General features: G+C 59.8%; 22 protein-coding genes and 1 tRNA gene. 11 read left to right on the forward strand and 12 right to left on the reverse strand.

What is annotated here, in order from left to right:
* The first annotated feature begins 100 nt into the window (after nucleotides 1–100).
* Complete coding sequence (locus tag FHX06_RS15890; RefSeq protein ID WP_112542799.1) at nucleotides 101–394, forward strand: hypothetical protein; 294 nt, start codon at nucleotides 101–103, stop codon at nucleotides 392–394.
* Nucleotides 395–572: 178 nt separating this feature from the next.
* Nucleotides 573–1,877 carry a nicotinate phosphoribosyltransferase gene (gene pncB, locus FHX06_RS15895; protein WP_113211198.1) on the forward strand — a complete coding sequence of 435 codons (1,305 nt, stop codon included), beginning with the start codon at nucleotides 573–575 and terminating at the stop codon, nucleotides 1,875–1,877.
* Here the strand turns inward: pncB and FHX06_RS15900 are convergent.
* From FHX06_RS15900 to FHX06_RS15920, 5 genes are all read right to left on the reverse strand, one after another.
* On the reverse strand, nucleotides 1,874–2,866 hold the full coding sequence (locus FHX06_RS15900; protein ID WP_113211199.1) for a DUF72 domain-containing protein: 993 nt from the start codon (nucleotides 2,864–2,866) through the stop codon (nucleotides 1,874–1,876). The two genes, pncB and FHX06_RS15900, sit on opposite strands and share 4 nt — an antisense overlap.
* A gap of 79 nt (nucleotides 2,867–2,945) precedes the next feature.
* The gene (locus tag FHX06_RS15905) at nucleotides 2,946–3,437 is read right to left on the reverse strand and encodes a histidine kinase (protein ID WP_113211200.1); all 492 of its coding nucleotides are present in this window, start codon (nucleotides 3,435–3,437) and stop codon (nucleotides 2,946–2,948) included.
* Between the two features lie 411 nt (nucleotides 3,438–3,848).
* Entirely contained in the window at nucleotides 3,849–4,055 is a 207-nt protein-coding gene (locus FHX06_RS15910) for a hypothetical protein (protein WP_018114961.1), read from the reverse strand.
* Nucleotides 4,056–4,277: 222 nt separating this feature from the next.
* Nucleotides 4,278–4,994, reverse strand: a complete 717-nt coding sequence (locus tag FHX06_RS15915) for an SOS response-associated peptidase (RefSeq protein WP_183848380.1) — start codon at nucleotides 4,992–4,994, stop codon at nucleotides 4,278–4,280.
* A 268-nt stretch (nucleotides 4,995–5,262) separates the two neighbouring features.
* Nucleotides 5,263–5,352: transfer RNA gene (locus tag FHX06_RS15920), tRNA-Ser, on the reverse strand.
* Nucleotides 5,353–5,579: 227 nt separating this feature from the next.
* Between FHX06_RS15920 and FHX06_RS15925 the strand changes: the two genes are divergently transcribed.
* The 9 genes from FHX06_RS15925 to deoA all read left to right on the forward strand — a co-directional run bounded on the left by FHX06_RS15925 (nucleotide 5,580) and on the right by deoA (nucleotide 14,175).
* Complete coding sequence (locus FHX06_RS15925; protein ID WP_113016228.1) at nucleotides 5,580–5,897, forward strand: hypothetical protein; 318 nt, start codon at nucleotides 5,580–5,582, stop codon at nucleotides 5,895–5,897.
* Nucleotides 5,898–6,216: 319 nt separating this feature from the next.
* Nucleotides 6,217–7,209, forward strand: a complete 993-nt coding sequence (locus FHX06_RS15930; protein WP_112970150.1) for a BMP family protein — start codon at nucleotides 6,217–6,219, stop codon at nucleotides 7,207–7,209.
* A gap of 72 nt (nucleotides 7,210–7,281) precedes the next feature.
* Nucleotides 7,282–8,793, forward strand: coding sequence for an ABC transporter ATP-binding protein (locus FHX06_RS15935; protein ID WP_183879997.1), 1,512 nt, complete (start codon nucleotides 7,282–7,284; stop codon nucleotides 8,791–8,793).
* A gap of 7 nt (nucleotides 8,794–8,800) precedes the next feature.
* Nucleotides 8,801–9,904 (forward strand): ABC transporter permease, encoded by a 1,104-nt coding sequence (locus FHX06_RS15940; protein WP_112970149.1) that lies wholly within the window; start codon nucleotides 8,801–8,803, stop codon nucleotides 9,902–9,904.
* Between the two features lie 10 nt (nucleotides 9,905–9,914).
* Nucleotides 9,915–10,886 (forward strand): ABC transporter permease, encoded by a 972-nt coding sequence (locus FHX06_RS15945; protein ID WP_183879999.1) that lies wholly within the window; start codon nucleotides 9,915–9,917, stop codon nucleotides 10,884–10,886.
* A 1-nt stretch (nucleotide 10,887) separates the two neighbouring features.
* On the forward strand, nucleotides 10,888–11,277 hold the full coding sequence (locus FHX06_RS15950; RefSeq protein WP_183880000.1) for a cytidine deaminase: 390 nt from the start codon (nucleotides 10,888–10,890) through the stop codon (nucleotides 11,275–11,277).
* A complete protein-coding gene (locus tag FHX06_RS15955; RefSeq protein WP_183880001.1) occupies nucleotides 11,274–12,068 on the forward strand; it encodes a purine-nucleoside phosphorylase in 795 nt (264 codons plus the stop codon). Before FHX06_RS15950 ends, FHX06_RS15955 begins: the two co-directional genes overlap by 4 nt.
* A gap of 21 nt (nucleotides 12,069–12,089) precedes the next feature.
* On the forward strand, nucleotides 12,090–12,866 hold the full coding sequence (gene deoC / locus FHX06_RS15960; protein ID WP_112970145.1) for a deoxyribose-phosphate aldolase: 777 nt from the start codon (nucleotides 12,090–12,092) through the stop codon (nucleotides 12,864–12,866).
* A gap of 1 nt (nucleotide 12,867) precedes the next feature.
* On the forward strand, nucleotides 12,868–14,175 hold the full coding sequence (gene deoA / locus FHX06_RS15965; RefSeq protein WP_183880003.1) for a thymidine phosphorylase: 1,308 nt from the start codon (nucleotides 12,868–12,870) through the stop codon (nucleotides 14,173–14,175).
* A gap of 6 nt (nucleotides 14,176–14,181) precedes the next feature.
* Here deoA and FHX06_RS15970 read toward each other — a convergent pair whose 3' ends face one another.
* From FHX06_RS15970 to FHX06_RS16000, 7 genes are all read right to left on the reverse strand, one after another.
* A complete protein-coding gene (locus FHX06_RS15970) occupies nucleotides 14,182–14,748 on the reverse strand; it encodes a TIGR02281 family clan AA aspartic protease (protein ID WP_113211208.1) in 567 nt (188 codons plus the stop codon).
* Nucleotides 14,749–14,871: 123 nt separating this feature from the next.
* On the reverse strand, nucleotides 14,872–15,501 hold the full coding sequence (gene upp / locus FHX06_RS15975) for a uracil phosphoribosyltransferase (RefSeq protein ID WP_037100564.1): 630 nt from the start codon (nucleotides 15,499–15,501) through the stop codon (nucleotides 14,872–14,874).
* A gap of 110 nt (nucleotides 15,502–15,611) precedes the next feature.
* A complete protein-coding gene (locus FHX06_RS15980) occupies nucleotides 15,612–16,580 on the reverse strand; it encodes an adenosine deaminase (protein WP_183880005.1) in 969 nt (322 codons plus the stop codon).
* Entirely contained in the window at nucleotides 16,577–17,797 is a 1,221-nt protein-coding gene (locus FHX06_RS15985) for a phosphopentomutase (protein ID WP_113114804.1), read from the reverse strand. Before FHX06_RS15985 ends, FHX06_RS15980 begins: the two co-directional genes overlap by 4 nt.
* A gap of 202 nt (nucleotides 17,798–17,999) precedes the next feature.
* Entirely contained in the window at nucleotides 18,000–18,581 is a 582-nt protein-coding gene (locus FHX06_RS15990; RefSeq protein WP_183880007.1) for a TadE/TadG family type IV pilus assembly protein, read from the reverse strand.
* A complete protein-coding gene (locus FHX06_RS15995; protein WP_183880009.1) occupies nucleotides 18,581–19,210 on the reverse strand; it encodes a TadE/TadG family type IV pilus assembly protein in 630 nt (209 codons plus the stop codon). Before FHX06_RS15995 ends, FHX06_RS15990 begins: the two co-directional genes overlap by 1 nt.
* Nucleotides 19,211–19,319: 109 nt before the next feature.
* Nucleotides 19,320–19,724 carry a pilus assembly protein N-terminal domain-containing protein gene (locus FHX06_RS16000; protein ID WP_183880011.1) on the reverse strand — a complete coding sequence of 135 codons (405 nt, stop codon included), beginning with the start codon at nucleotides 19,722–19,724 and terminating at the stop codon, nucleotides 19,320–19,322.
* Nucleotides 19,725–20,004 lie beyond the last annotated feature (280 nt).

A 20,004-nucleotide genomic window follows, 5' to 3' on the forward strand; every position in this document is an offset into this window, starting at 1 on the left:
CGCTCTAAAGAGTCCTTCTCGGAACCATACTACGCTGCTCCTCGTTTCATTCCGGAAGCTCCGCAGGCCTTTGTCTACGGATTACCGCAAGGAGACGATCATGACGCATACGGAAACGCGTTGGGAAAAGTCCGATCAAAAGCTTCATGCCGAAGAGCAGATTTCGCCTGTCAAGGCCAAGCAGGGCCGCACCGGCTATCGCATCCTGACCGTACTGGTCGCTGCACTGGTGCTGGCTTTCCTTGTCTGGATTCCTGTGGAGATCTGGGGTCAGAAGGAGGCCGATGATGTCGCCCCGCAGCAGCCAGGTCAGCAGATGCAGTCTCAGGTTCCGGCGGCTCCGCCTCAGAATGGCGGCACAGCGCCGGCCCAGCCCGCTGCACCCGCACAATAACGAGCTGATATCAAACGTTTAAACCACGCCCCGCAGCAAGAATGGCTGCGGGGTGTCGCTGTTGTTTTTTCTGGACTTTGTTTATCGATTTTTCGATAAGAAGGCGCACGAGCCGGTTTTCGTGCGTTGGCCGCGAGACGGTCGCGCCTGACCGGATTGACGGACAGGCAGGAGCTTCATGGCCAGGACCGATATCGCAAGACGCGTCTACAATCACACCTGGAAACTCGATCCGATCGTCCGCAGTCTGATCGATACGGACTTCTACAAGCTTCTGATGCTGCAGATGATCTGGAAGCTCTATCCAGATGTGAACGCCTCCTTCACCCTCATCAACCGCACCAAGCGCGTGCGTCTCGCCGAACAGATCGACGAGGGTGAGTTGCGCGAGCAGCTTGATCATGCGCGCACGCTGAAGCTCGCCAAGAAGGAGATGATCTGGCTCGCCGGTAACAGCTTCTATGGCCGCGCCCAGATCTTCGAGCCGGAATTCCTTGCCTGGCTCTCCAATTTCCAGCTGCCGGAATACGAACTCTCCAAGAAGGACGGGCAATATGTGCTCGATTTCCATGGGTCGTGGAAGGAAACGACCATGTGGGAAATCCCGGCCCTTGCCATCATCAACGAGATGCGCTCGCGCGCTGCCATGAAGGCGATGGGCCCCTTCACGCTCGATGTTCTCTATGCCCGCGCCAAAGCCAAGATGTGGGCCAAGGTGGAGAAGCTCCGTGAACTCCCGGGCCTGCGCATTTCCGATTTTGGTACCCGCCGCCGCCACAGCTTCCTCTGGCAGCGTTGGTGCGTCGAAGCGCTGAAGGAAGGCATCGGCCCGGCCTTCACCGGGACCAGTAATGTATTGCTGGCTATGGATTCCGATCTCGAAGCCGTCGGCACCAATGCCCACGAGCTGCCGATGGTGGCCGCAGCCCTTGCCGAGACCGACGAGCAGCTCAAGAACGCGCCCTACAAGGTGCTGCGCGACTGGAACAAGCTCTATGGTGGCAACCTGCTGATCGTGCTGCCGGATGCCTTCGGAACCGCCGCCTTCCTGCGCGACGCGCCGGAATGGGTGGCCGACTGGACCGGCTTCCGCCCGGATAGCGCTCCGCCGGTCGAAGGCGGCGAAAAGATCATCGCCTGGTGGAAGAAGATGGGCCGCGACCCGCGCCAGAAGCTCCTGATCTTCTCCGATGGCCTCGATGTCGATGCGATCATCGATACCTACAAGCATTTCGAAGGCCGCGTGCGCATGAGCTTCGGCTGGGGCACGAACCTGACGAATGACTTCGCCGGCTGTGCACCGAACGACAGTTCCGACTTCCTGCCGATTTCGATCGTCTGCAAGGTGAGCGACGCCAATGGCCGCCCCGCCGTCAAGCTTTCGGACAACCCGCAGAAGGCGACCGGCGAACCGGCGGAAGTAGAGCGCTACCTGAAGTTCTTCGGCACCGAGGACCGCACCGATCAGGCCGTGCTGGTCTAAATCGTCGACCGCAGCGCCGGCCAGTGCCGGCGCGGCTCCTCGACCGCCGTCCTGCCGCCCCGGCTTTTCGGCTTGACGACAAGACCATCATCCGGCGGCCGGGCGACGCCGAGCTTGTCGGCGAGTGAACGGGCATCGGCCGGCGCGCGTACCTTCACGTCGTTGTCGAAGTAGACATAGACGTCGCGCCTGCTCGCCGAGCGTTTCAGCGGCGGCTTGATGCGGTCGGCATCATCTGGCTCCATTCCATGCGTCCACGCATCGATGCGCCGGGCCCAGCGATCAAGCGCCTCACCGCTATAACCGCTGACGTAAAGCTGCTCCGATCCGTGCAGGCGGCAATAGATGAAATCCGCCGTCACATCCATCAGCAGCGGCCATTCCACCGTATCGGCCACCACCAGCCCGACCTTGTACTTGCGCAGCAGTTCGATGAATTCGGGTGCGCGGAAACTGTCGTGGCGGATTTCCAGCGCATGGCGCATCGGCTGCCTCGTCTCGCTCTTCGTCCAGGCGCGGCCGTCAAGCCGTTCGTCATGCCGTTTCGCGATGTCGGCCGCAGCATCCGTATCCTCAGGCAGTAACGCCAGAAAACTTGCGAAGAAATCGGCATCGAATGTCAGGTTTGGCGGAAATTGCCAGAGGATCGGCCCGAGTTTGGGGCCCAGTCGCATGAGGCCGGAGGCGAGGAAATTGGCAAGCGGCGTTTCGATGTCGCGCAGGCGTTTGAGATGGGTGATGTAGCGCGAGCCCTTGACCGAAAAGACGAAACCATCGGGTGTTTCATCGCGCCATCGGGCAAAAACATCCGGCTTCTGCAGCCCATAAAATGTGCCGTTGATCTCGATGGAAGGAAATTGCCGCGAGGCATAGGCAAGCTCGCTCCTCCTGGCCAATCCCTTGGGATAGAAGACACCGCGCCAGGGCGCATAGGTCCATCCCGATATGCCGATGCGGATCGTGCCTGTTTTTGCCCTTGTTTTTGTCATGCAAAGGGAACTGTGCCCGTGCGCTCTTGTTCCCGAATGAAGAAAGGCGCCGCCTTGCCGGCAGCGCCTCGTCTCAAAATCAGCCGGCCGGCTTCAGCGAGCTGATGATGGCGATCAGCTCGTCGTCATGAGCGTCCTGCTTGCCCTTGGTGCCCCAATAGGTGATCAGGAGCAGCTTGCCCTCAGAAGGCGAAAGCACGGCGACGCCGATATTGACCGGGCCTTCCTTGTCACTGCCGTCCCAGTCGAAGGTTTTCATCTTCATGCCGTTGATTTCGGCTTCGGATTCCTTCTGGGTCTTCTCCTCGATGGCGACGCCGTTCTTCTGCAGGAAGGCGAAGGCCTCGTCGATGATCTTGTCGCTGGTCTTTTCATCGGCAACATCGATTGAAAGATAGATCGCCGAATCCTCGGACTGGGCATCGATGCCGGTCTCCGTCTCCTTCGGCCCCCAGTTGTCGGGAATGGTCACGGTCGCGACCGGATCGTCGGTCGGAAATTCCAGCGTTTCCGCCTGGGCAATCACAGGCAGGAATGCCGCAAAGGCTGCGGCAATGATGAGCTTCTTCATGGTCGGTCCCCGCATGGTCGCGTCCCGGCGGGCAGCAGCCCTTGCCGCCCCTCTCGCTCCGGATCGCGCCACATAGGATCGTTACCGGCTTTTGCTTTGCCAAGCCTTACCGATCGCGGGCCTCAAAGCGCCCAATATTTAAACGCGCAGTCCATTTTTGGTGTCTTCAAGCAAAGACATTGTGAAGGCGACCGCGCTAGGCCGCACGGAGGCCTTCTTCGGGCGCCGCGGCAGCCAATCCCATCCTGGTGGTGGGGCTTTCAACTACCGCCGCGCATAGGACGCATAACTGGCACAAGATTGCCCATGCGCGGTGTGGGAAATGTCAGATTGTGACATGACAGGCATTGATCTGACATTCGCTATAGAGCAGTTGAAAGCTGCCGCACCCTATGCACCAGATAAGATTATCTACTTCGACAGCCAGCTTTCGAAATAGTGGCGGACAGCCGCACCCGCGCCGAAATGATCGGTCGTATCCAGCCTCGCAACTGCGCCGCGCACGACATCCGCCATAACGGATGCAGGCAGGATGCCGGACTTGACCATGGTTTGAAACAGTTCCTCCACCAGGATGATCGTTCCGATCGCTTCGTCTTCAGCCTTGAAATTCGCCATTGCTGGTCTCCCCTCTGTGTCGTTGGCAATGAAAATGTGGACCAACCTATCGCGTTAGAGTCGAGTTGTGGAGAAGCCCACGAATTTCGTCGCGCCGCCGAACTTGGCCGGCGGGATGTGCAGGCGGATATCATCGTTGATGGGGCAGGGAGAAGTTCGGACATCGACACCTCGCGCAATTAAGCCGCGCCTCAACAATGCTGAGATTTGTTTCGCCGCCGACTATAGGAAAGACGGCTCTGGATCAGGGTCGATCTCCTCGATGATATCGGGCTGGTCATTCCTTGGATTGCCGACGTTGGGTCCGATCGGCCACATGGTCATCAGATCGCTTGGAAACTGCGTCATCAAATCATGCGGCGGCGGCACGTCGGATAGCCAGCGCTGATAGTCCTTTTCATGCAGGATAACAGGCATACGGTCGTGGATAGTCGACATCATTTCGTTGGCGGCGCAGGTGAGGATGGTAAAAGTCCGAACCTGCAAATCGGTTTTTGGATCGCGCCACCTCTCCCAGAGGCCGGCGAGAGCAAAAGGCTGTCCGCTCTTCATCGCGATTGCATAGGCCTGCTTCTTCTTTCCCGAAGGTTCGAGTTTTTTCCATTCAAAATACCCGTCGATCGGCACGAGGCAGCGGCTGCTCTGGTACGCATTCCGGAACATTGGCTTGTCGGCAACTTCTTCGCATTTTGCGTTGACCGGCGTAGGCATCCCGGCTTTCCACCAGGCCGGCTTCAGCCCCCATTGCGCCGGTGCGAAGTTGGCGCCCATGTTGTTGTTCCGGTCAACATCCATGATAATGATAGGGTAATCCAGGCTCGGAGCGCCGTTGTAGCGCGGAAACTGGTTTGCCATGCCGAGCGCACCTTCTCTGCCGGCAAAGGCAAAAGCCTGCATCAGCGTGACCAGATCGGATTTGACGAAAACTCTCCCGCACATGCTTTTCCCTCCGCTCTGAGCTCGGCCCCGCTTTGCGCTGATCGGACAAGGTTGCGGCCAATCAACGGAACATAAAGAGAACACATTAGGCGAAGCTAAAGAACCGTCAAGGATTTGTTTGCAGGAAAAATGTTGGCGTTAACGCGGCTGCAGAGGTTGTGCGTTTGAAGCGACGAGGCGAAGCCATTGCGTTGATGGGATCAATTCCGGGGTCACCCCAACCGGGAATGAGAAAAGGATAAGGGAATACAGGTATTTAGATGAAAAATGGCGGACAAGGTGGGATTCGAACCCACGGTACGCTTTCACGTACACACGCGTTCCAGGCGTGCGCCTTAAACCACTCGGCCACCTGTCCTTTTTGGGCGTTCGCGCCTTGGAGAGGAGCAAATCGTCGGAACGGCGCGATATATACCCAAGAATTTTTGCCGATCAACCCAAATCTAACAGTTTTTTGACTTCTTCCGATAAAACTGCGCGCATGCCGTCCATTGCGCTGTGTCTGCTCCGAGCCTATCTCTAGGTTTGAGTGGAGATTGGCGCGGCTCGCCGGACATCAAGGCACACCCGTCATCGGAGGATTTGATGCGTTTCTTGTTGCGTCTTGCCAGCCTGTTTGCGCTGGCAATTGCGGTCATTGCCGGAACCATCGATTCCATTCAGTCCGTTGCATCCTCGCAAGTGCTCATGACCCCGATGTCGGATGCGTGGCAGGATGTCAGCCCCTCGACGCTTACCGCGCTCCAGTCTTCCGTTTCCTATTATGTCCATCCGCGTTTCTACGCTTTCATCTTCCAGTGGCTCATGCTGCAGCCGGCCTTTGCCGTGTTTCTGGTGCTGTCGCTCATCCTGTGGATGATTGGCTACAAGAAGCCGCCGGTAGCCGGCCGCTTTACCGCATAGCTGAAGATCTGGAGGGTGTGAAAAAGTGCAATCGGCAGTTCCCGAAATGGCGGGATGATGAGCCCGATGCCGCCAGTCCACTGGTTAGAAAATCCGCATTTTAGCGGTCGATTTGCCCAGAATTCAGGACCTGTGGATTGATTTTCGGCAATAATGGCAAATCTTTACCAACCGAAAAATTTCTCGTGAATTTTTTGTGGAGCCATGCAAGGATGCACGCAGCCAGGCCTCCGGGGGGAGGTCGGTGGTTCCGCAGACATGCCTGAAAAAGGCTTGCGGGAGGACCCCAAACAAATAGCAACAACAGGGCTGCAAACTCATGAAAAAATCCCTTCTCACCCTCCTTGCCGTGGCAGCGATGTCGACGACGGCGCTTGCCGCCGACATCAAGCCGGCTCTCGTTTACGGCACCGGCGGGAAGTTCGATAAGTCCTTCAACGAAGCTGCCTTTAACGGCGCTGAAAAGTTCAAGAAGGAAACCGGCATCGCCTACCGCGATTTCGAGCCGACCGGCGACACTCAGGGCGAGCAGGCCATCCGCAACTTCGCAAGCCGCGGCTTCAACCCGGTTGTTGCCGTTTCCTTCGCCTGGACATCGGCTGTTGAGAAGGTTGCCGCTGAATTCCCGGACACCAAGTTCATCATCGTCGACTCCGTCGTCGACAAGCCGAACGTCCGCTCCGTCCTCTACAAGGAAGAGGAAGGCTCCTATCTCGTCGGCGTTCTCGCTGGCATGGCCTCCAAGACCGGCAAGGTCGGCTTCGTCGGCGGCATGGACATTCCGCTGATCCGCAAGTTCGAATGTGGCTACGAGCAAGGTGCACGCGCCGCCAAGGCCGACATCGAAGTCTTCCAGAACATGACCGGCACGACCGGTGCAGCCTGGAACGACCCGGTTCGCGGCGGTGAGCTCACCAAGAACCAGATCGACCAGGGTGCCGATGTCGTTTACGCGGCAGCAGGTGCGACCGGTCTCGGCGTTCTGCAGACGGCAGCCGATAACAAGAAACTGTCGATCGGCGTCGATTCCAACCAGAACCACCTGCATCCGGGTTCCGTTCTGACCTCGATGGTCAAGCGCGTCGACCTCGCCGTCTACAACGCCTATAATGACACCAAGAACGACAAGTTCACGGCTGGTGTCCAGTCTCTCGGCATCAAGGAAGACGGCGTTGCCGCCGCCATGGACGAGAACAACAAGCCGCTGATCACGCCGGAGATGCAGGCCGCCGTCGACAAGGCCAAGGCCGACATCATTGCTGGCACCATCAAGGTTCACGATTACACCACGGACAATGCCTGCCCGAAGTGAGTCGTAACTGAGATCGGGCGTATGGCGGACAAGGATTTTCGCCATACGCCCTTTTCTTATTTGGAGCCTGCTGTGACAGACCAGCCTGCTATCGAACTTGTCGGCATCGACAAGAAATTCGGCGCCGTTCACGCCAACAAGGACATCAACCTGACCGTCGCCAAGGGCTCGATCCATGGCATTATCGGGGAAAACGGCGCTGGCAAATCGACCCTGATGTCCATCATCTACGGTTTTTACCAGGCCGATAGCGGCGAGATCCGCGTCAACGGCCAGCCCATCACCATCAGGGACAGCCAGGCAGCCATCGCAGCCGGCATCGGCATGGTGCACCAGCATTTCATGCTGGTCGATAATTTCACCGTTCTCGAAAACATCATGCTCGGTGCCGAAGGCGGCGCGCTGCTGGCAAGGGGCGTCGCTTCCGCGCGCGCCGAGCTCAAGCGGCTGGAAACCGAATACGGGTTGGAGGTCAATCCGGATGCGCTGATCGAGCAGCTTCCGGTCGGCCTGCAGCAGCGTGTGGAAATCCTCAAGGCCATGTATCGCGGCGCCGAGATCCTGATCCTCGACGAGCCGACAGGCGTGCTGACCCCGGCCGAGGCCGATCACCTGTTCCGCATTCTCGGCGTGCTGCGCGACGAGGGCAAGACCGTTGTCCTGATCACCCACAAGCTGCGCGAAATCATGGCGATCACCGATACCGTCTCCGTCATGCGCCGCGGCGAGATGGTCGCCACCCGCAAGACCAGCGAAACCTCGGTCGAGGAGCTGGCCGAACTCATGGTTGGCCGCCGCGTGCTGCTGCGCGTCCAGAAGGGCGAGGCAAAGCCCGCCGATGTCCTGCTGTCCGTCCGCAACCTGACGGTCAAGGACAACAGAGGCGTGACGATGGTCGACAACGTCTCCTTCGATGTCCGCGCCGGCGAGATCGTCGGCATTGCCGGTGTCGCCGGCAACGGCCAGTCGGAACTGCTGGAGGCGATCGCGGGTATCCGCAAGCCGGCGTCAGGCGAAATCCTGCTCGACGGCCAGCCGATCGACAAGGCCGATCCGGCCCGCCTGCGCGAGCTCGGCCTCGCGCATATTCCCGAAGACCGCCACCACATGGGCCTGGTCCTGAAATTCGAGGAATATGAAAATGCCGTACTCGGCTATCACCACCGTCCTGAATACAGCCGCGGCCCGCTGCTCGATCTCGACGCCATCCGCAAGGATGCGATGGAAAAGATCGAGAAATACGACATCCGCCCGCCGAACCCGCGCCTGAAGACGGCGAATTTTTCCGGCGGCAACCAGCAGAAGATCGTCGTCGCCCGCGAGATCGAGCGCGACCCGAAGATGCTGATCATCGGCCAGCCGACCCGCGGCGTCGATATCGGCGCTATCGAATTCATCCATCGCCGGATCATCGAGATACGCGATGCGGGCAAGGCCATCCTGCTCGTCTCCGTCGAGCTCGATGAGATCCGCGCCCTTTCAGACCGTATCCTTGTCATGTTTGCCGGCCATGTCGTCGGCGAGAAGACGCCCGATGCCGGTGAACAGACCCTCGGCCTGATGATGGCCGGCATTGCCGCGTGAGGCCTCGATGAGCACTGCTTCCGTAACCCTACCGAGATGGATCAATTACGGTCTGATCCCTCTTTTGAACCTGGTCGTTGCCTTCCTGATCTCAGGCTTCGTCGTCTGGCTGATCGGCGAAAGCCCGCTGGCCGCGCTCTCGCTGCTCATCGAAGGCGTCTTCGGCAGCGGCGAAGGCATCGGCTTCACGCTCTATTATGCGACGAGCTTCATTTTCACCGGCCTCTCGGTCGCCGTCGCCATCCATGCCGGCCTCTTCAACATCGGCTCGGAAGGCCAGGCATATTTTGGCGGCCTCGGCTGTGCGCTGGTGGCGCTGTCGCTCGACAATTACGTGCCCTGGTACGTGACCATGCCGGTCGCCATCGTCGGCGCGGCCCTTTTCGGCGCAGTCGCGGCCTTCATTCCGGCATGGCTCCAGGCAAGGCGCGGCAGCCATATCGTCATTACGACGATCATGTTCAACTACATCATTGCCACGCTGATGAACTACGTGCTGGTGCATGTGCTGAAAGTGCCGGGCAAGATGGCGCCGGAAACCCGCACCTTCCTCGAAGGCGGCCAGTTGCCGAAGTTGACATGGCTGATGGAAATGTTCGGTTCGAAGCTCGGTGCGGCGCCGCTCAACGTCTCCTTCATCATCGCGCTGTTCGCCGCCTGGTTCGTCTGGCTTCTGGTCTGGCGCACCAAGCTCGGCTTCGAGATGCGTACGCTCGGCGTCAGCCCGACTGCCGCATCCTATGCCGGCATTCCCTATGCCCGTATCGTCATCATCGCCATGATGTTGTCGGGGGCTCTGGCCGGCATGATGGCGCTGAACCCGGTCATGGGCTCGTCGGCTCGCCTGCAGCTGGACTTCGTCGGCGGCGCGGGCTTCGTCGGCATCGCCGTATCGCTGATGGGACGAAACCATCCGCTCGGCATCATCTTCGCAGCCATCCTTTTCGGAGTGCTCTATCAGGGCGGCGACTGGATCTCCTTCGAAATGCCCAACATCACCCGCGAGATGATCCTCGTCATCCAGGGTCTGGTGATCCTGTTTGCCGGTGCTCTGGAATATATGTTCCGCCCGGCAATGGTGCATATCTACCAGCAGTTCAAGCGAGCCTGAGGAACGGACGATGGAATATTATGAAATTTTCATCAACGTTCTGAGCTCGACAATCCGGCTCTCCATTCCGCTGATCTTTACCGCACTTGCCGGCCTGTTTTCCGAACGCGCCGGCATCTTCGATATCGGTCTCGAAGGCAAGATGCTGGGCTCGGCCTTCGCCGCCGCCTGTGTGGCCTATCTCACAGGCTCGGCCTGGGCAGGCCTTGGCGCCGGCGTGGTCTGTTCGGTGGCGCTCAGCCTTGTGCATGGCTTTGCCTCGATCACCAATCGCGGCAACCAGATCATCTCGGGCGTCGCCATCAACTTCTTCATCGCCGGTATCACCATCGTGCTCGGCCAGGCCTGGTTCGGGCAGGGCGGCCGCACGCCGCAGCTCGCGCCCGACGCCCGCTTCGCACCGATCATTCTGCCGGGTGCCGAGGCCGTCAGGGACGTGCCGCTCATTGGTCCGCTCTATGCCGGCGTGATCTCCGGCAACAATATCCTGACCTATCTCGCGTTTTTTGCCGTGCCCTTCTCCTGGTGGGTCCTCTACCGCACGCGTTTCGGCTTGCGTCTTCGTGCTGTCGGCGAGAATCCGGGTGCGGTGGATACGGCAGGCATTTCGGTGACCTGGCTGCGTTACCGCGCTGTCATGTGCGCCGGCATCCTCTGCGGCTTTGCCGGCACCTATCTGGCGATCGCCCAGTCCGCCGCCTTCATCAAGGACATGTCGGCGGGCAAGGGCTATATCGCGCTCGCCGCCCTCGTCTTCGCCAAGTGGAGGCCGGTGCCGGTCATGTTCGCCTGCCTGCTCTTCGGCTTCCTCGATGCTCTCGCGAACTTCATGCAAGGCAAATCGGTGCCGCTGATCGGCGAGGTACCGGTACAGGTTTTCCAGGCTCTGCCCTATATCCTGACCTGTGTTCTGCTTGCCGGCTTCATCGGCGTTGCAATTCCGCCGAAGGCCGGCGGCGTGCCTTATGTGAAGGAGCGTTGATATGTCTCACGACCTGTTCGAAGCCGCGCGCGGCGCCATGGCCTTCGCGCACGCTCCTTATTCCAAGTTCCCGGTGGGCGCGGCGATCCGCGCCGAGGATGGCAAGGTCTATACCGGCGCCAATATCGAAAACCTCTCCTTCCCTCAAGGCTGGTGCGCCGAGCCGACGGCGATCGGCGCCATGATCATGGGCGGCGCCAAGAAGATCGTCGAAATGGCCGTCATCGCCGAAAAACTGCCGCTCTGCCCACCCTGCGGCGGCTGCCGGCAGAAGATCTCGGAATTCGCCGGCAAGGAGACGAAGATCTACCTTTGCGACGAAGCCGGCGTGAAGAAGACGATGACCATGGAAGAGCTTCTTCCCTTCAGCTTCGAGACGGAACTCGGATGATCGCGACCATCGATCTGCTCGCGGCTCTGCTCGGCGGGCTCAAACCGCGCTACGGCATCGTGCTTGGCTCCGGCCTCGGCTCTCTCGTCAGCGAGCTTACCGATGTCGTGTGCATTCCTTACAAGGACCTGCCGGGTTTCCCGGTCAGCGCCGTCTCCGGCCATGCCGGAGAGGTCGTCGCCGGCCATCTCGGCTCGGTGCCGGTCATCATGCTCTCCGGCCGCGTCCACTATTATGAAAAGGGCGATGCCAACGCCATGCGCCTGCCGATCGAGGTGCTGCACGCCCTCGGCGTCGAAGCCCTGATCCTCACCAATTCGGCGGGCTCACTGAAAGACGACATTCCGCCCGGCTCGGTCATGCAGATTGCCGACCACATCAATTATTCCGGCATGAACCCGCTGATCGGGCAGGAGAGCGATCATCGTTTCGTCGGCATGACCAACGCTTATGATGCCGAGCTTTCGGCGGCCATGCGGAAGGCCGCGAAGACACTTGGCATCCCGCTCGCAAGCGGCGTCTACATGTGGTTCTCAGGCCCGAGCTTCGAAACGCCGGCCGAAATCCGCATGGCGCGCATTCTCGGTGCCGATGCGGTCGGCATGTCGACCGTGCCTGAAGTCATCATCGCAAGAATGCTGGGCCTGAGGGTTGCGGCAGCCTCGGTAATCACCAACTATGGGGCTGGCATGACCGGAAACGAGCTCAGCCACGAGGAAACCAAGGATATGGCGCCGGTTGGCGGTGCCCGTCTCGCCGCCATACTCAAAGAAATGATTGCCGGACACTGATTGCCGGTGGAGGAAGCGAAAATGAATAGCCATTCCAGCCGGGAAACGGCCGCCGTCGCCCTTTCCCTTCTCGATCTCACCAACCTGAAGGACGATTGCACCCAGGAGCAGATCGACACGCTTTGCGCCCGCGCGCAGACACCCTATGGCAGCAGCGCGGCAATCTGCATCTGGCCGCGTTTCGTCGCCCATGCCCGTATCGTGCTCGGCAAGGGCCACCCGGTCCGTATCGCGACCGTCGTCAATTTTCCCTCCGGTGATATGGAAATCGCCGATGTCGCCGCCGAAACGCGTGAGGCGATCGCCGACGGCGCCGATGAGATCGATCTCGTCATCCCCTATCGCAAGCTGATGGCAGGCAACGAGAAGGCCGTAACCGATATGGTCGCGGCCGTGCGCGCCGAATGCGTTGCGCCTGTCCTGTTGAAGGTCATCATCGAGACCGGCGAGCTGAAGGATGCCGCTCTCATCCGCCGCGCCTCGGAACTGGCGATCGAAGCCGGTGCCGATTTCATCAAGACCTCCACCGGCAAGGTCGCCGTCAACGCGACACTGGAAGCGGCCGACATCATGATCCGCGCGATCAGGGAGAGCGGCCGCAAGGTGGGCTTCAAGCCGGCCGGCGGCATATCGACCGTCGCCGATGCTGCCCTTTATCTGAGCCTTGCCGAAACCATCATGACGCCGGACTGGGCGATGCCCTCCACCTTCCGTTTCGGCGCGTCCGGCCTGCTCGACAATATCCTCTCCGTTCTCAGCGGCACGGAGCCGAAGCCGGCGGCAGCCTCGAGCTATTGAGATGATCCCGCAGGAGATCATCCGCCAGAAGCGCAACGGCGCGGAACTGCCGACTGGTGATATCGACGCCTTTATCGCGGCGCTGGCTGCCGGCAATCTGTCGGAAGGCCAGATCGGCGCATTCGCCATGGCCGTCTGGTTCAAGGGCATGTCGCGCACCGAGACCGTTGCACTGACGCTCGCCATGGCGCGCTCCGGCGACATGCTCTCCTGGGAAGGCATCGGCCGGCCAGTCGCAGACAAGCACTCGACCGGCGGGGTGGGCGACAACGTCTCGCTGATGCTTGCCCCGATTGCCGCCGCCTGCGGTCTGGCCGTACCGATGATATCAGGTCGCGGCCTTGGCCATACCGGTGGAACGCTGGACAAGCTCGAATCCATTCCAGGCTATACGATCAATCCGGATGCCGGTCTCTTCCGCAAGGTGGTGAAAGAGGTCGGCTGCGCCATCATCGGCCCGACCGGTGCTTTGGCGCCGGCCGACGGCAGGCTCTATGCCGTGCGCGATGTAACGGCGACCGTCGATTCCATCCCGCTGATCACAGCCTCTATCCTCTCGAAGAAACTTGCCGCCGGCCTTCAGACCCTGGTGCTCGATGTCAAAACCGGTAACGGCGCCTTCATGGCCGATCCGGAGCAGGCAATCGCGCTGGCGCATTCCCTGGTGGAGGTCGCAAATGGCGCGGGTGTGAAGACATCTGCGCTGATCACCGACATGAACCAGCCGCTTGCCGATAGCGCCGGCAATGCCGTGGAAGTCCGCAACTGCCTCGATTTTCTGGCAGGCCGAAAGGCTGGCACGCGCCTCGAAACGATCGTGCTTGCCTTTGCCGCCGAAATGCTGGTGCAGTCGGGTATCGCGGGTTCGCTCCTCGAGGCGGAGAGAAAGGCACAGGAGGCCCTCTCTTCCGGCAAGGCTGCGGAGATCTTCGCGCGCATGGTCCATATGCTCGGCGGCCCGGCCGATCTTCTGGAACGGCCGAATGCCTATCTGCGCAAGGCGCCGGTCGAGCGTCCCGTTCCGGCATCGCGCGCCGGCTGGCTCGCCGCCTGCGACGCCCGCGACGTGGGCGTCAGCGTCATCGATCTCGGCGGCGGACGACGCCATCCGGCCGACCGGATCGACCACAGCGTCGGCTTCACCGGCCTGCTGCCGCTTGGAACGCATGTGCATGAGGGCGATCCGATCGCGCTCGTTCACGCGGCAGACGAGGCTTCGGCCGAAAAGGCCGTCGCCTCTCTTGCTGCAAACTATCGTATTGCAGACGAGAAGCCGGAGCTTCCACCTGTCATCGCCGGCCGTATCTGATGGAATTTACTGCTTGAGGCTGAGGGAGCCGTCGGCCACGGAATAGGAGGCAAGCTTCTGCAGGAAGCTCATGCCAACAAGCGTGCCGCTCAACGCCTCGTCTTTCAGCACGAAGGCTTCGACGCTGCGAACGCGAATGCCGCCGATCTCTATGCGATCGAGCGTCACATGCGCCGCCTTGGTCTGGCCGTTCGCGGTATTGACTGCATAGCGGAAATCGAGCTGGTTGCCGGTAAAGCCGAGCCTGCGGGCGAGGCTTTCGTTCAGCGCGACAAAGGTGGCGCCGGTATCGATCAACCCCTGTACGGGCTTGCCGTTCATCCTGAAATTGCCGGTATAATGACCCTGAGCATCGGCCTGCAGGCGGATCATGCCGCCATCGGCGATCGTGGCCGGCGCATCGGGCGCGCTATCCTCGGTCGAGACGAAATTTGCGGAAATCGTATTGCCGGGCTGCGTCGTGCGGGTGAGCAGGGAAGGCACTTGTGTCGCCAGCGCAGCCGCGATGCTGGCAAATATGACGGTACGCATGAGCATGAAACAGAAATCCTTCCTGTATAAACCCCGCCTCATGCGGGACCTCACACTTCAATCAGCTAAGCCATAAGTGCTGAAAAGTTGCTAACGGCGACATAAAAAGGCCCGGGACGAACCGCCCGGGCCTGAAGGATTTGGAATTGGTAAAGGAAATTGAAACTATTTGGTTCCGTACATCCGGTCGCCGGCATCACCGAGACCGGGCACGATATAGCCCTTCTCGTTCAGATGGCTGTCGATCGCTGCTGTGAAGACCGGAACATCGGGATGCGCGGCGCGGAAGTTCTTGATGCCTTCAGGAGCCGCCAGCAGGCAGAGGAAACGGATATTGTGCGCTCCGCGCTCCTTCAGCTTGTCGATGGCGGCAATTGAGGAGTTGCCGGTCGCAAGCATCGGATCGACGACGATGATCAGACGCTCGGCGACATCTTCAGGCGCCTTGAAGTAATATTCGACCGGCTGCAGCGTCTCATGGTCGCGATAGACGCCGATATGGGAAACGCGGGCGGAAGGGACCAGATCGAGCATGCCTTCCAGGAGCCCGTTGCCGGCGCGCAGGATGGAGGCAAAGACCAGCTTCTTGCCTTCGAGGATCGGCGACTGCATCTCCTGGATCGGCGTTTCGATCGTCTCCATCGTCAGTTCCAGATCGCGCGTCACCTCATAGCAGAGCAGTGTCGAGATTTCGCGCAACAGCCGGCGGAAGCTGCCTGTCGAGGTTTCCTTACGCCGCATGATGGTGAGTTTGTGCTGCACGAGCGGGTGATCGATGACTGTGACGCCGTCCATAGGGAAACCTTCCAATTCTTTGTTCTTATCGGCTGTTTCTTCCATGGAAATCGCCTCCACTGCAAGTGCGGAGACCGATTTGCCTGGACCATTAACAATCCCGCGCGCCTTTAAAGGCGGGCAAGCAACGCCTTGCGTGTCTCTTCGTCGACGAAGGCGGCCTCGATGGCCGTTCGCGTCATAGCATTGATTTCAGCATCGCTGAAGGCAAAGGCCTCCGAGGCAAGCTCGTATTCCCGCTTGAGCGATGTGTGGAAGAAGGGTGGATCGTCGGAACTGATCGTCACCTTGACGCCCGCTTCTCTCAGTCTGCGCAACGGATGCGATGCGAAGTCTGGAAAGACCTTGAGCGCGATGTTTGAACCAGGGCAGACCTCCAGCACTGTGCCGAGGTCCGCAAGCCGCCTGATGAGGTCAGCGTCCTCGATCGCCCGTACGCCATGGCCGATACGCGAGGGACGCACCTCGTCCAATGCGTCCGAAACGCTGAAGGCGCCGCAAACTTCACCGGCATGGATGGTGAGGCCGAGCCCTGCATCGCGGGCGATGTCGAAGGCGCGCGCATAATCGGCGACGCGACCCATCCGCTCCTCGCCGGCGAGATTGAAGCCTGTTATCAGGGGATTATTGGCCTTCGCCGCATATTCCGCAGCACCGATGACGCTCTCAGGGCCGAAATGCCGTTCCCCGGTCACGATAAGCCGTGCCTCGATGCCGCTTTTCGCCTTTGCCCGGCGGACGCCTTCACACACACCTGATATATAGGCGTCCGCGCCGAGCCCGATGCGCTTGCCGTGGTCTGGCGAAACGATGAGCTCGCTGTAGATCGTACCGATGCCGGCAAGTTCTTGCAGATAGGTTTCCGTCAGCAGCGCATAGTCTTCCTCGGTCTTGTAAACCTCGGAAACCTTGTCGTAGCATTCCAGAAAGCTCGCGAAATCATGCCAGACATAGGCGCCGTCCTGCAGGCAGGCGCTGCTGTCGATGCCATATTTGCGCGCCTGTGCCTCGGTCAGATCAGGCGGAGCCGCACCCTCCAGATGGCAGTGCAGCTCGACCTTCTTCAAATGCGATGTCACAGAAAACTCCTCCCATGCGGCCCCGCGGGAATGCCGAGATGCCGCGCAATGCTTTCGCCGATATCGGCATAGGTCCGCCGTATGCCGACCGAGCGCGATCTGATGCCGGGACCGTAAGCGATGATAGGCACGCGCTCGCGCGTATGGTCCGTGCCGCGCCAGGTCGGATCGCAGCCGTGATCGGCGGTCAGGACCACGAGGTCGCCGGCCCGCAGCTTCTGATGAACTTCAGTAAGGCGCGTGTCGAAGGCTTCGAGGGCAGCCGCATAGCCCGGCACGTCGCGGCGATGTCCATATACCATGTCGAAATCGACGAAATTGGTGAAGACGATATCGCCATCTTCCGCCTCGTCGATTGCGGCAAGGGAAGCATCCATCAGGGCATCGTTGCCATTTGCCTTGATGACCCGCGAAACGCCATGATGGGCGAAGATATCGCCGATCTTGCCGACCGCATGCACATTGCGGCCATGTTGGACGAGCCGGTCGAGCAGCGTCGGCTCCGGAGGCGGCACCGAGAAGTCACGGCGGTTGCCGGTTCTCTGGAAGGTCGCAGCACTTTGGCCAATGAAGGGACGCGCGATGACGCGGCCGATATTGTAGGGGTCTAGCAGGCTGCGGGCGATCTGGCAAAAGGTGAGGAGGCGGTCGAGGCCGAAATAGACCTCATGAGCTGCGACCTGGAACACGGAATCCGAGGAGGTATAGCAGATCGGCTTGCCGCTGCGCATATGCTCTTCACCGTAGCGGTCGATGATCTCGGTTCCCGAAGCATGGCAATTGCCGAGAATGCCGGGAACGTCAGCCGCCCGGCAGAGCGCATCGATCAGTTCCTGCGGAAAGGCATCGCCCTCGCTCGGAAAATAACCCCAGTCGAAGGTAACGGGCGTTCCGGCGATTTCCCAATGGCCTGACGGCGTGTCCTTTCCGCGCGACGTTTCGTTGGCAGCGCCGTAGATACCGTAGATCTTGTCCGGCAGCGGCATGCCGGCCGGAAACTGGCCGCTGGCCGCCCGGGCAATATGCAGCAGCCCGAGCGCAGACATGTTCGGCAGCGCAAGGGGGCCGGAACGGAGTCCGGCTCGGTCGGCTGCACCTGCCGCACAGAATTCGGCGATATGGCCGAGCGTATCGGCGCCTTCATCGCCATAGGCTGCGGCATCCGGCGCTCCGCCAACACCGAAGGAATCCAGAACGAAGAGAAAGGCCCGCGCCATTTTTCACCCGTATTATCTGCTGTCGTCAGCGTATGGCTGGAACGATCTGTCTGGCGCCAAGCCATATATTGACGGGAACCGCTTGGCAAATTTGAGCTGTGAAAGCGCCCGCGCATGTTGCCCTAAAGCGGTTTTGCGAGAACGACATCTATCAAACAGGGACTTAAAGGGTGTCAGCGGATCCTAGCGATCACGATACGCTTTAGCAGTCGCCGCAGGGAATGTTGTCGTTTTGACGCTGGCGATAGAAGTAGCTGCGGCTGATCGTGATGGTGCGTGTCTCTGCTGGCAAGAAGCTGGGAGCAAAGACGAGCAGCGTGTACGGTATGCTGAGTTCGGTGCGGATGAGGAAGCTGTTTGCCTTCTTCATTTCCGTGGGCACATCGGAAACCGCGCTGTTCTTGGCATAGGGTGCCGCACCGCTCTGGGCCCAGGACCAAAGAACGGTAGGATTGGCGCTGCCGTCGATCTGGATTGCCGTGACCTTCAACGAAAGACCGGAACTGTCATAGGGTGCGAAGATTGCCGGGGCGGCTTTGGCGATATCCGTCAGCGAGCTTTTTGTCACGCTCTGCTGCTGGGTAATGATATCGGCGATCGAGCCGGCAGCACGTGTCGTGCGCTTGCTGACGCTGAGCCCGATCGTGATCTCGAACGCGCCGAGATAGAGCATGACGAGAACCGGGAAGATGATTGCAAACTCGATGGCGCCGACACCCTTGCGGTCGCGTGCAAAGCGTCGTGCCGTTGAACTCAATCGTATTAAAAGGCTGCTTCGCGCCATTATGGATACTGCTCGTTCTGAAAGGCAGCCGTGGCGACGATCAGATATTCGCTCGGCATGGAACTGCCGACAGGGCGAAGGCCTGTGACATAGGGACGAACGAGATCGACAATGATGGACCAGCGGTAATAGGCACGCACCATGTTGATCGAGCCGGGGCCGCCGGGCGTGAACTTGAAATCCGAAGTCTTGAGGTCGGAATACTTATCCGAGGATGCTCGGGGGATCGTCGTTGGGATCGAGGCAAAAGTTGTGAAGCTCCGTACATCCAGATAGAGCTTGCTGGGTGTAGCCGCCTCGGTCTGCGAGCAGCGGATGATGATCGAAATCTCGTTGCAGAAGGCCTGCCGGAACTGTGTCTGCGTCTTGTAGGTAGGGCGGGTAGAATCGAATGTGATCTGCCCTGTGCGCATCTCGCGGCTCATCGTATCGACGGCATTCGAAACCAGTTCTTCCGCAGCGAAGGCGATGAAGGTTTCCAGGATGGCGAATATGATGATGAAATAGGGAATGGCTAGCAATGCGAATTCGATCGCGGCGGAACCATCACGCGATCGTGCCAAGGCGCAAAGTCTGGATAGACGGAGGGACGCACACACGTTGCCCGTCTCCTGCTCACTGATCGCCATAGTCTGGCCCCGAAAATGTTCTTCGGGCGCCACACTAAGCCGCGTTCGTTGATTTTCCGTTTCAGCTCGGAGCAGCTATTTTAACGAATAGGCGTGAGCTGAGCGCACATCAATTGGTTGCGGCGGCTGCTTCACCTTGTTGCGAATGCTGTTCGCAATTGGGCGTGCAGGAAAGAACCGAGCGTTCGGTCTGGCGATAGACGCGCACCGTATTGCCCTCGTCTATGGAGACGAGGATGCGGTCGTCCAGAATGGCGTTGCCGGCGCCATCGAGCAGCACGATATTGGTCGTGCCGAAGCTGCGGCCCGTCAACACGATTGTCTTGGAGTCGGCAACCGTTGCGTCGGCAACCTTGGAATTGCCGACGATGACCTTGCTGACCGGACGGTCGAGCTTGAGGACGCGCGCGTGGTCCATATAGACGCGCAGCATGCCCTCCTGGGCGGAGGCCGCGGATGCCGTGAGAGCCGCAATCACCCAGGCAAAGAAAACGGTCTTGCCGTTCGATGGCATTTGGCCCTCTTTCACGATCGCAATGCAGATTGCAGATAGAATGCAAAAAAATGGTGAACGAAGCTTTAAGCTTTTCCTGCCATGTTCGTTTGCGAAACGTATTGGACCGTATCGGCACGCTCTGATGAGGCGTGGAATCGACAGATAGCAGAAACGTGTGCCGTTTCTGGATGCTTGGAAGCTAATGCTACACATTACTTCCGGAAACTCCTTAGAATTGCAAGCTATGCGGTAAGAGATTACTTACCCTGACTGGGCCGGTTGTCTCGTTTACACCTTG

The sequence above is a fragment of the Rhizobium sp. BK512 genome, from assembly GCF_014194915.1.
Classification (GTDB): domain Bacteria; phylum Pseudomonadota; class Alphaproteobacteria; order Rhizobiales; family Rhizobiaceae; genus Rhizobium.

Bases quoted from the DNA above. Each gene is read 5' to 3' on its own strand.
- FHX06_RS15905 (WP_113211200.1), bottom strand. From the start codon at position 3,437: ATGAAGAAGCTCATCATTGCCGCAGCCTTTGCGGCATTCCTGCCTGTG.
- deoC (WP_112970145.1), top strand. From the start codon at position 12,090: ATGAATAGCCATTCCAGCCGGGAAACGGCCGCCGTCGCCCTTTCCCTT.
- FHX06_RS15970 (WP_113211208.1), bottom strand. From the start codon at position 14,748: ATGAGGCGGGGTTTATACAGGAAGGATTTCTGTTTCATGCTCATGCGT.
- FHX06_RS15930 (WP_112970150.1), top strand. From the start codon at position 6,217: ATGAAAAAATCCCTTCTCACCCTCCTTGCCGTGGCAGCGATGTCGACG.
- pncB (WP_113211198.1), top strand. From the start codon at position 573: ATGGCCAGGACCGATATCGCAAGACGCGTCTACAATCACACCTGGAAA.
- FHX06_RS15925 (WP_113016228.1), top strand. From the start codon at position 5,580: ATGCGTTTCTTGTTGCGTCTTGCCAGCCTGTTTGCGCTGGCAATTGCG.
- FHX06_RS15910 (WP_018114961.1), bottom strand. From the start codon at position 4,055: ATGGCGAATTTCAAGGCTGAAGACGAAGCGATCGGAACGATCATCCTG.
- deoA (WP_183880003.1), top strand. From the start codon at position 12,868: ATGATCCCGCAGGAGATCATCCGCCAGAAGCGCAACGGCGCGGAACTG.
- FHX06_RS15950 (WP_183880000.1), top strand. From the start codon at position 10,888: ATGTCTCACGACCTGTTCGAAGCCGCGCGCGGCGCCATGGCCTTCGCG.
- FHX06_RS16000 (WP_183880011.1), bottom strand. From the start codon at position 19,724: ATGCCATCGAACGGCAAGACCGTTTTCTTTGCCTGGGTGATTGCGGCT.
- FHX06_RS15915 (WP_183848380.1), bottom strand. From the start codon at position 4,994: ATGTGCGGGAGAGTTTTCGTCAAATCCGATCTGGTCACGCTGATGCAG.
- FHX06_RS15890 (WP_112542799.1), top strand. From the start codon at position 101: ATGACGCATACGGAAACGCGTTGGGAAAAGTCCGATCAAAAGCTTCAT.
- FHX06_RS15990 (WP_183880007.1), bottom strand. From the start codon at position 18,581: ATGGCGCGAAGCAGCCTTTTAATACGATTGAGTTCAACGGCACGACGC.
- FHX06_RS15995 (WP_183880009.1), bottom strand. From the start codon at position 19,210: ATGGCGATCAGTGAGCAGGAGACGGGCAACGTGTGTGCGTCCCTCCGT.
- FHX06_RS15955 (WP_183880001.1), top strand. From the start codon at position 11,274: ATGATCGCGACCATCGATCTGCTCGCGGCTCTGCTCGGCGGGCTCAAA.
- FHX06_RS15945 (WP_183879999.1), top strand. From the start codon at position 9,915: ATGGAATATTATGAAATTTTCATCAACGTTCTGAGCTCGACAATCCGG.
- FHX06_RS15940 (WP_112970149.1), top strand. From the start codon at position 8,801: ATGAGCACTGCTTCCGTAACCCTACCGAGATGGATCAATTACGGTCTG.
- upp (WP_037100564.1), bottom strand. From the start codon at position 15,501: ATGGACGGCGTCACAGTCATCGATCACCCGCTCGTGCAGCACAAACTC.
- FHX06_RS15900 (WP_113211199.1), bottom strand. From the start codon at position 2,866: ATGACAAAAACAAGGGCAAAAACAGGCACGATCCGCATCGGCATATCG.
- FHX06_RS15985 (WP_113114804.1), bottom strand. From the start codon at position 17,797: ATGGCGCGGGCCTTTCTCTTCGTTCTGGATTCCTTCGGTGTTGGCGGA.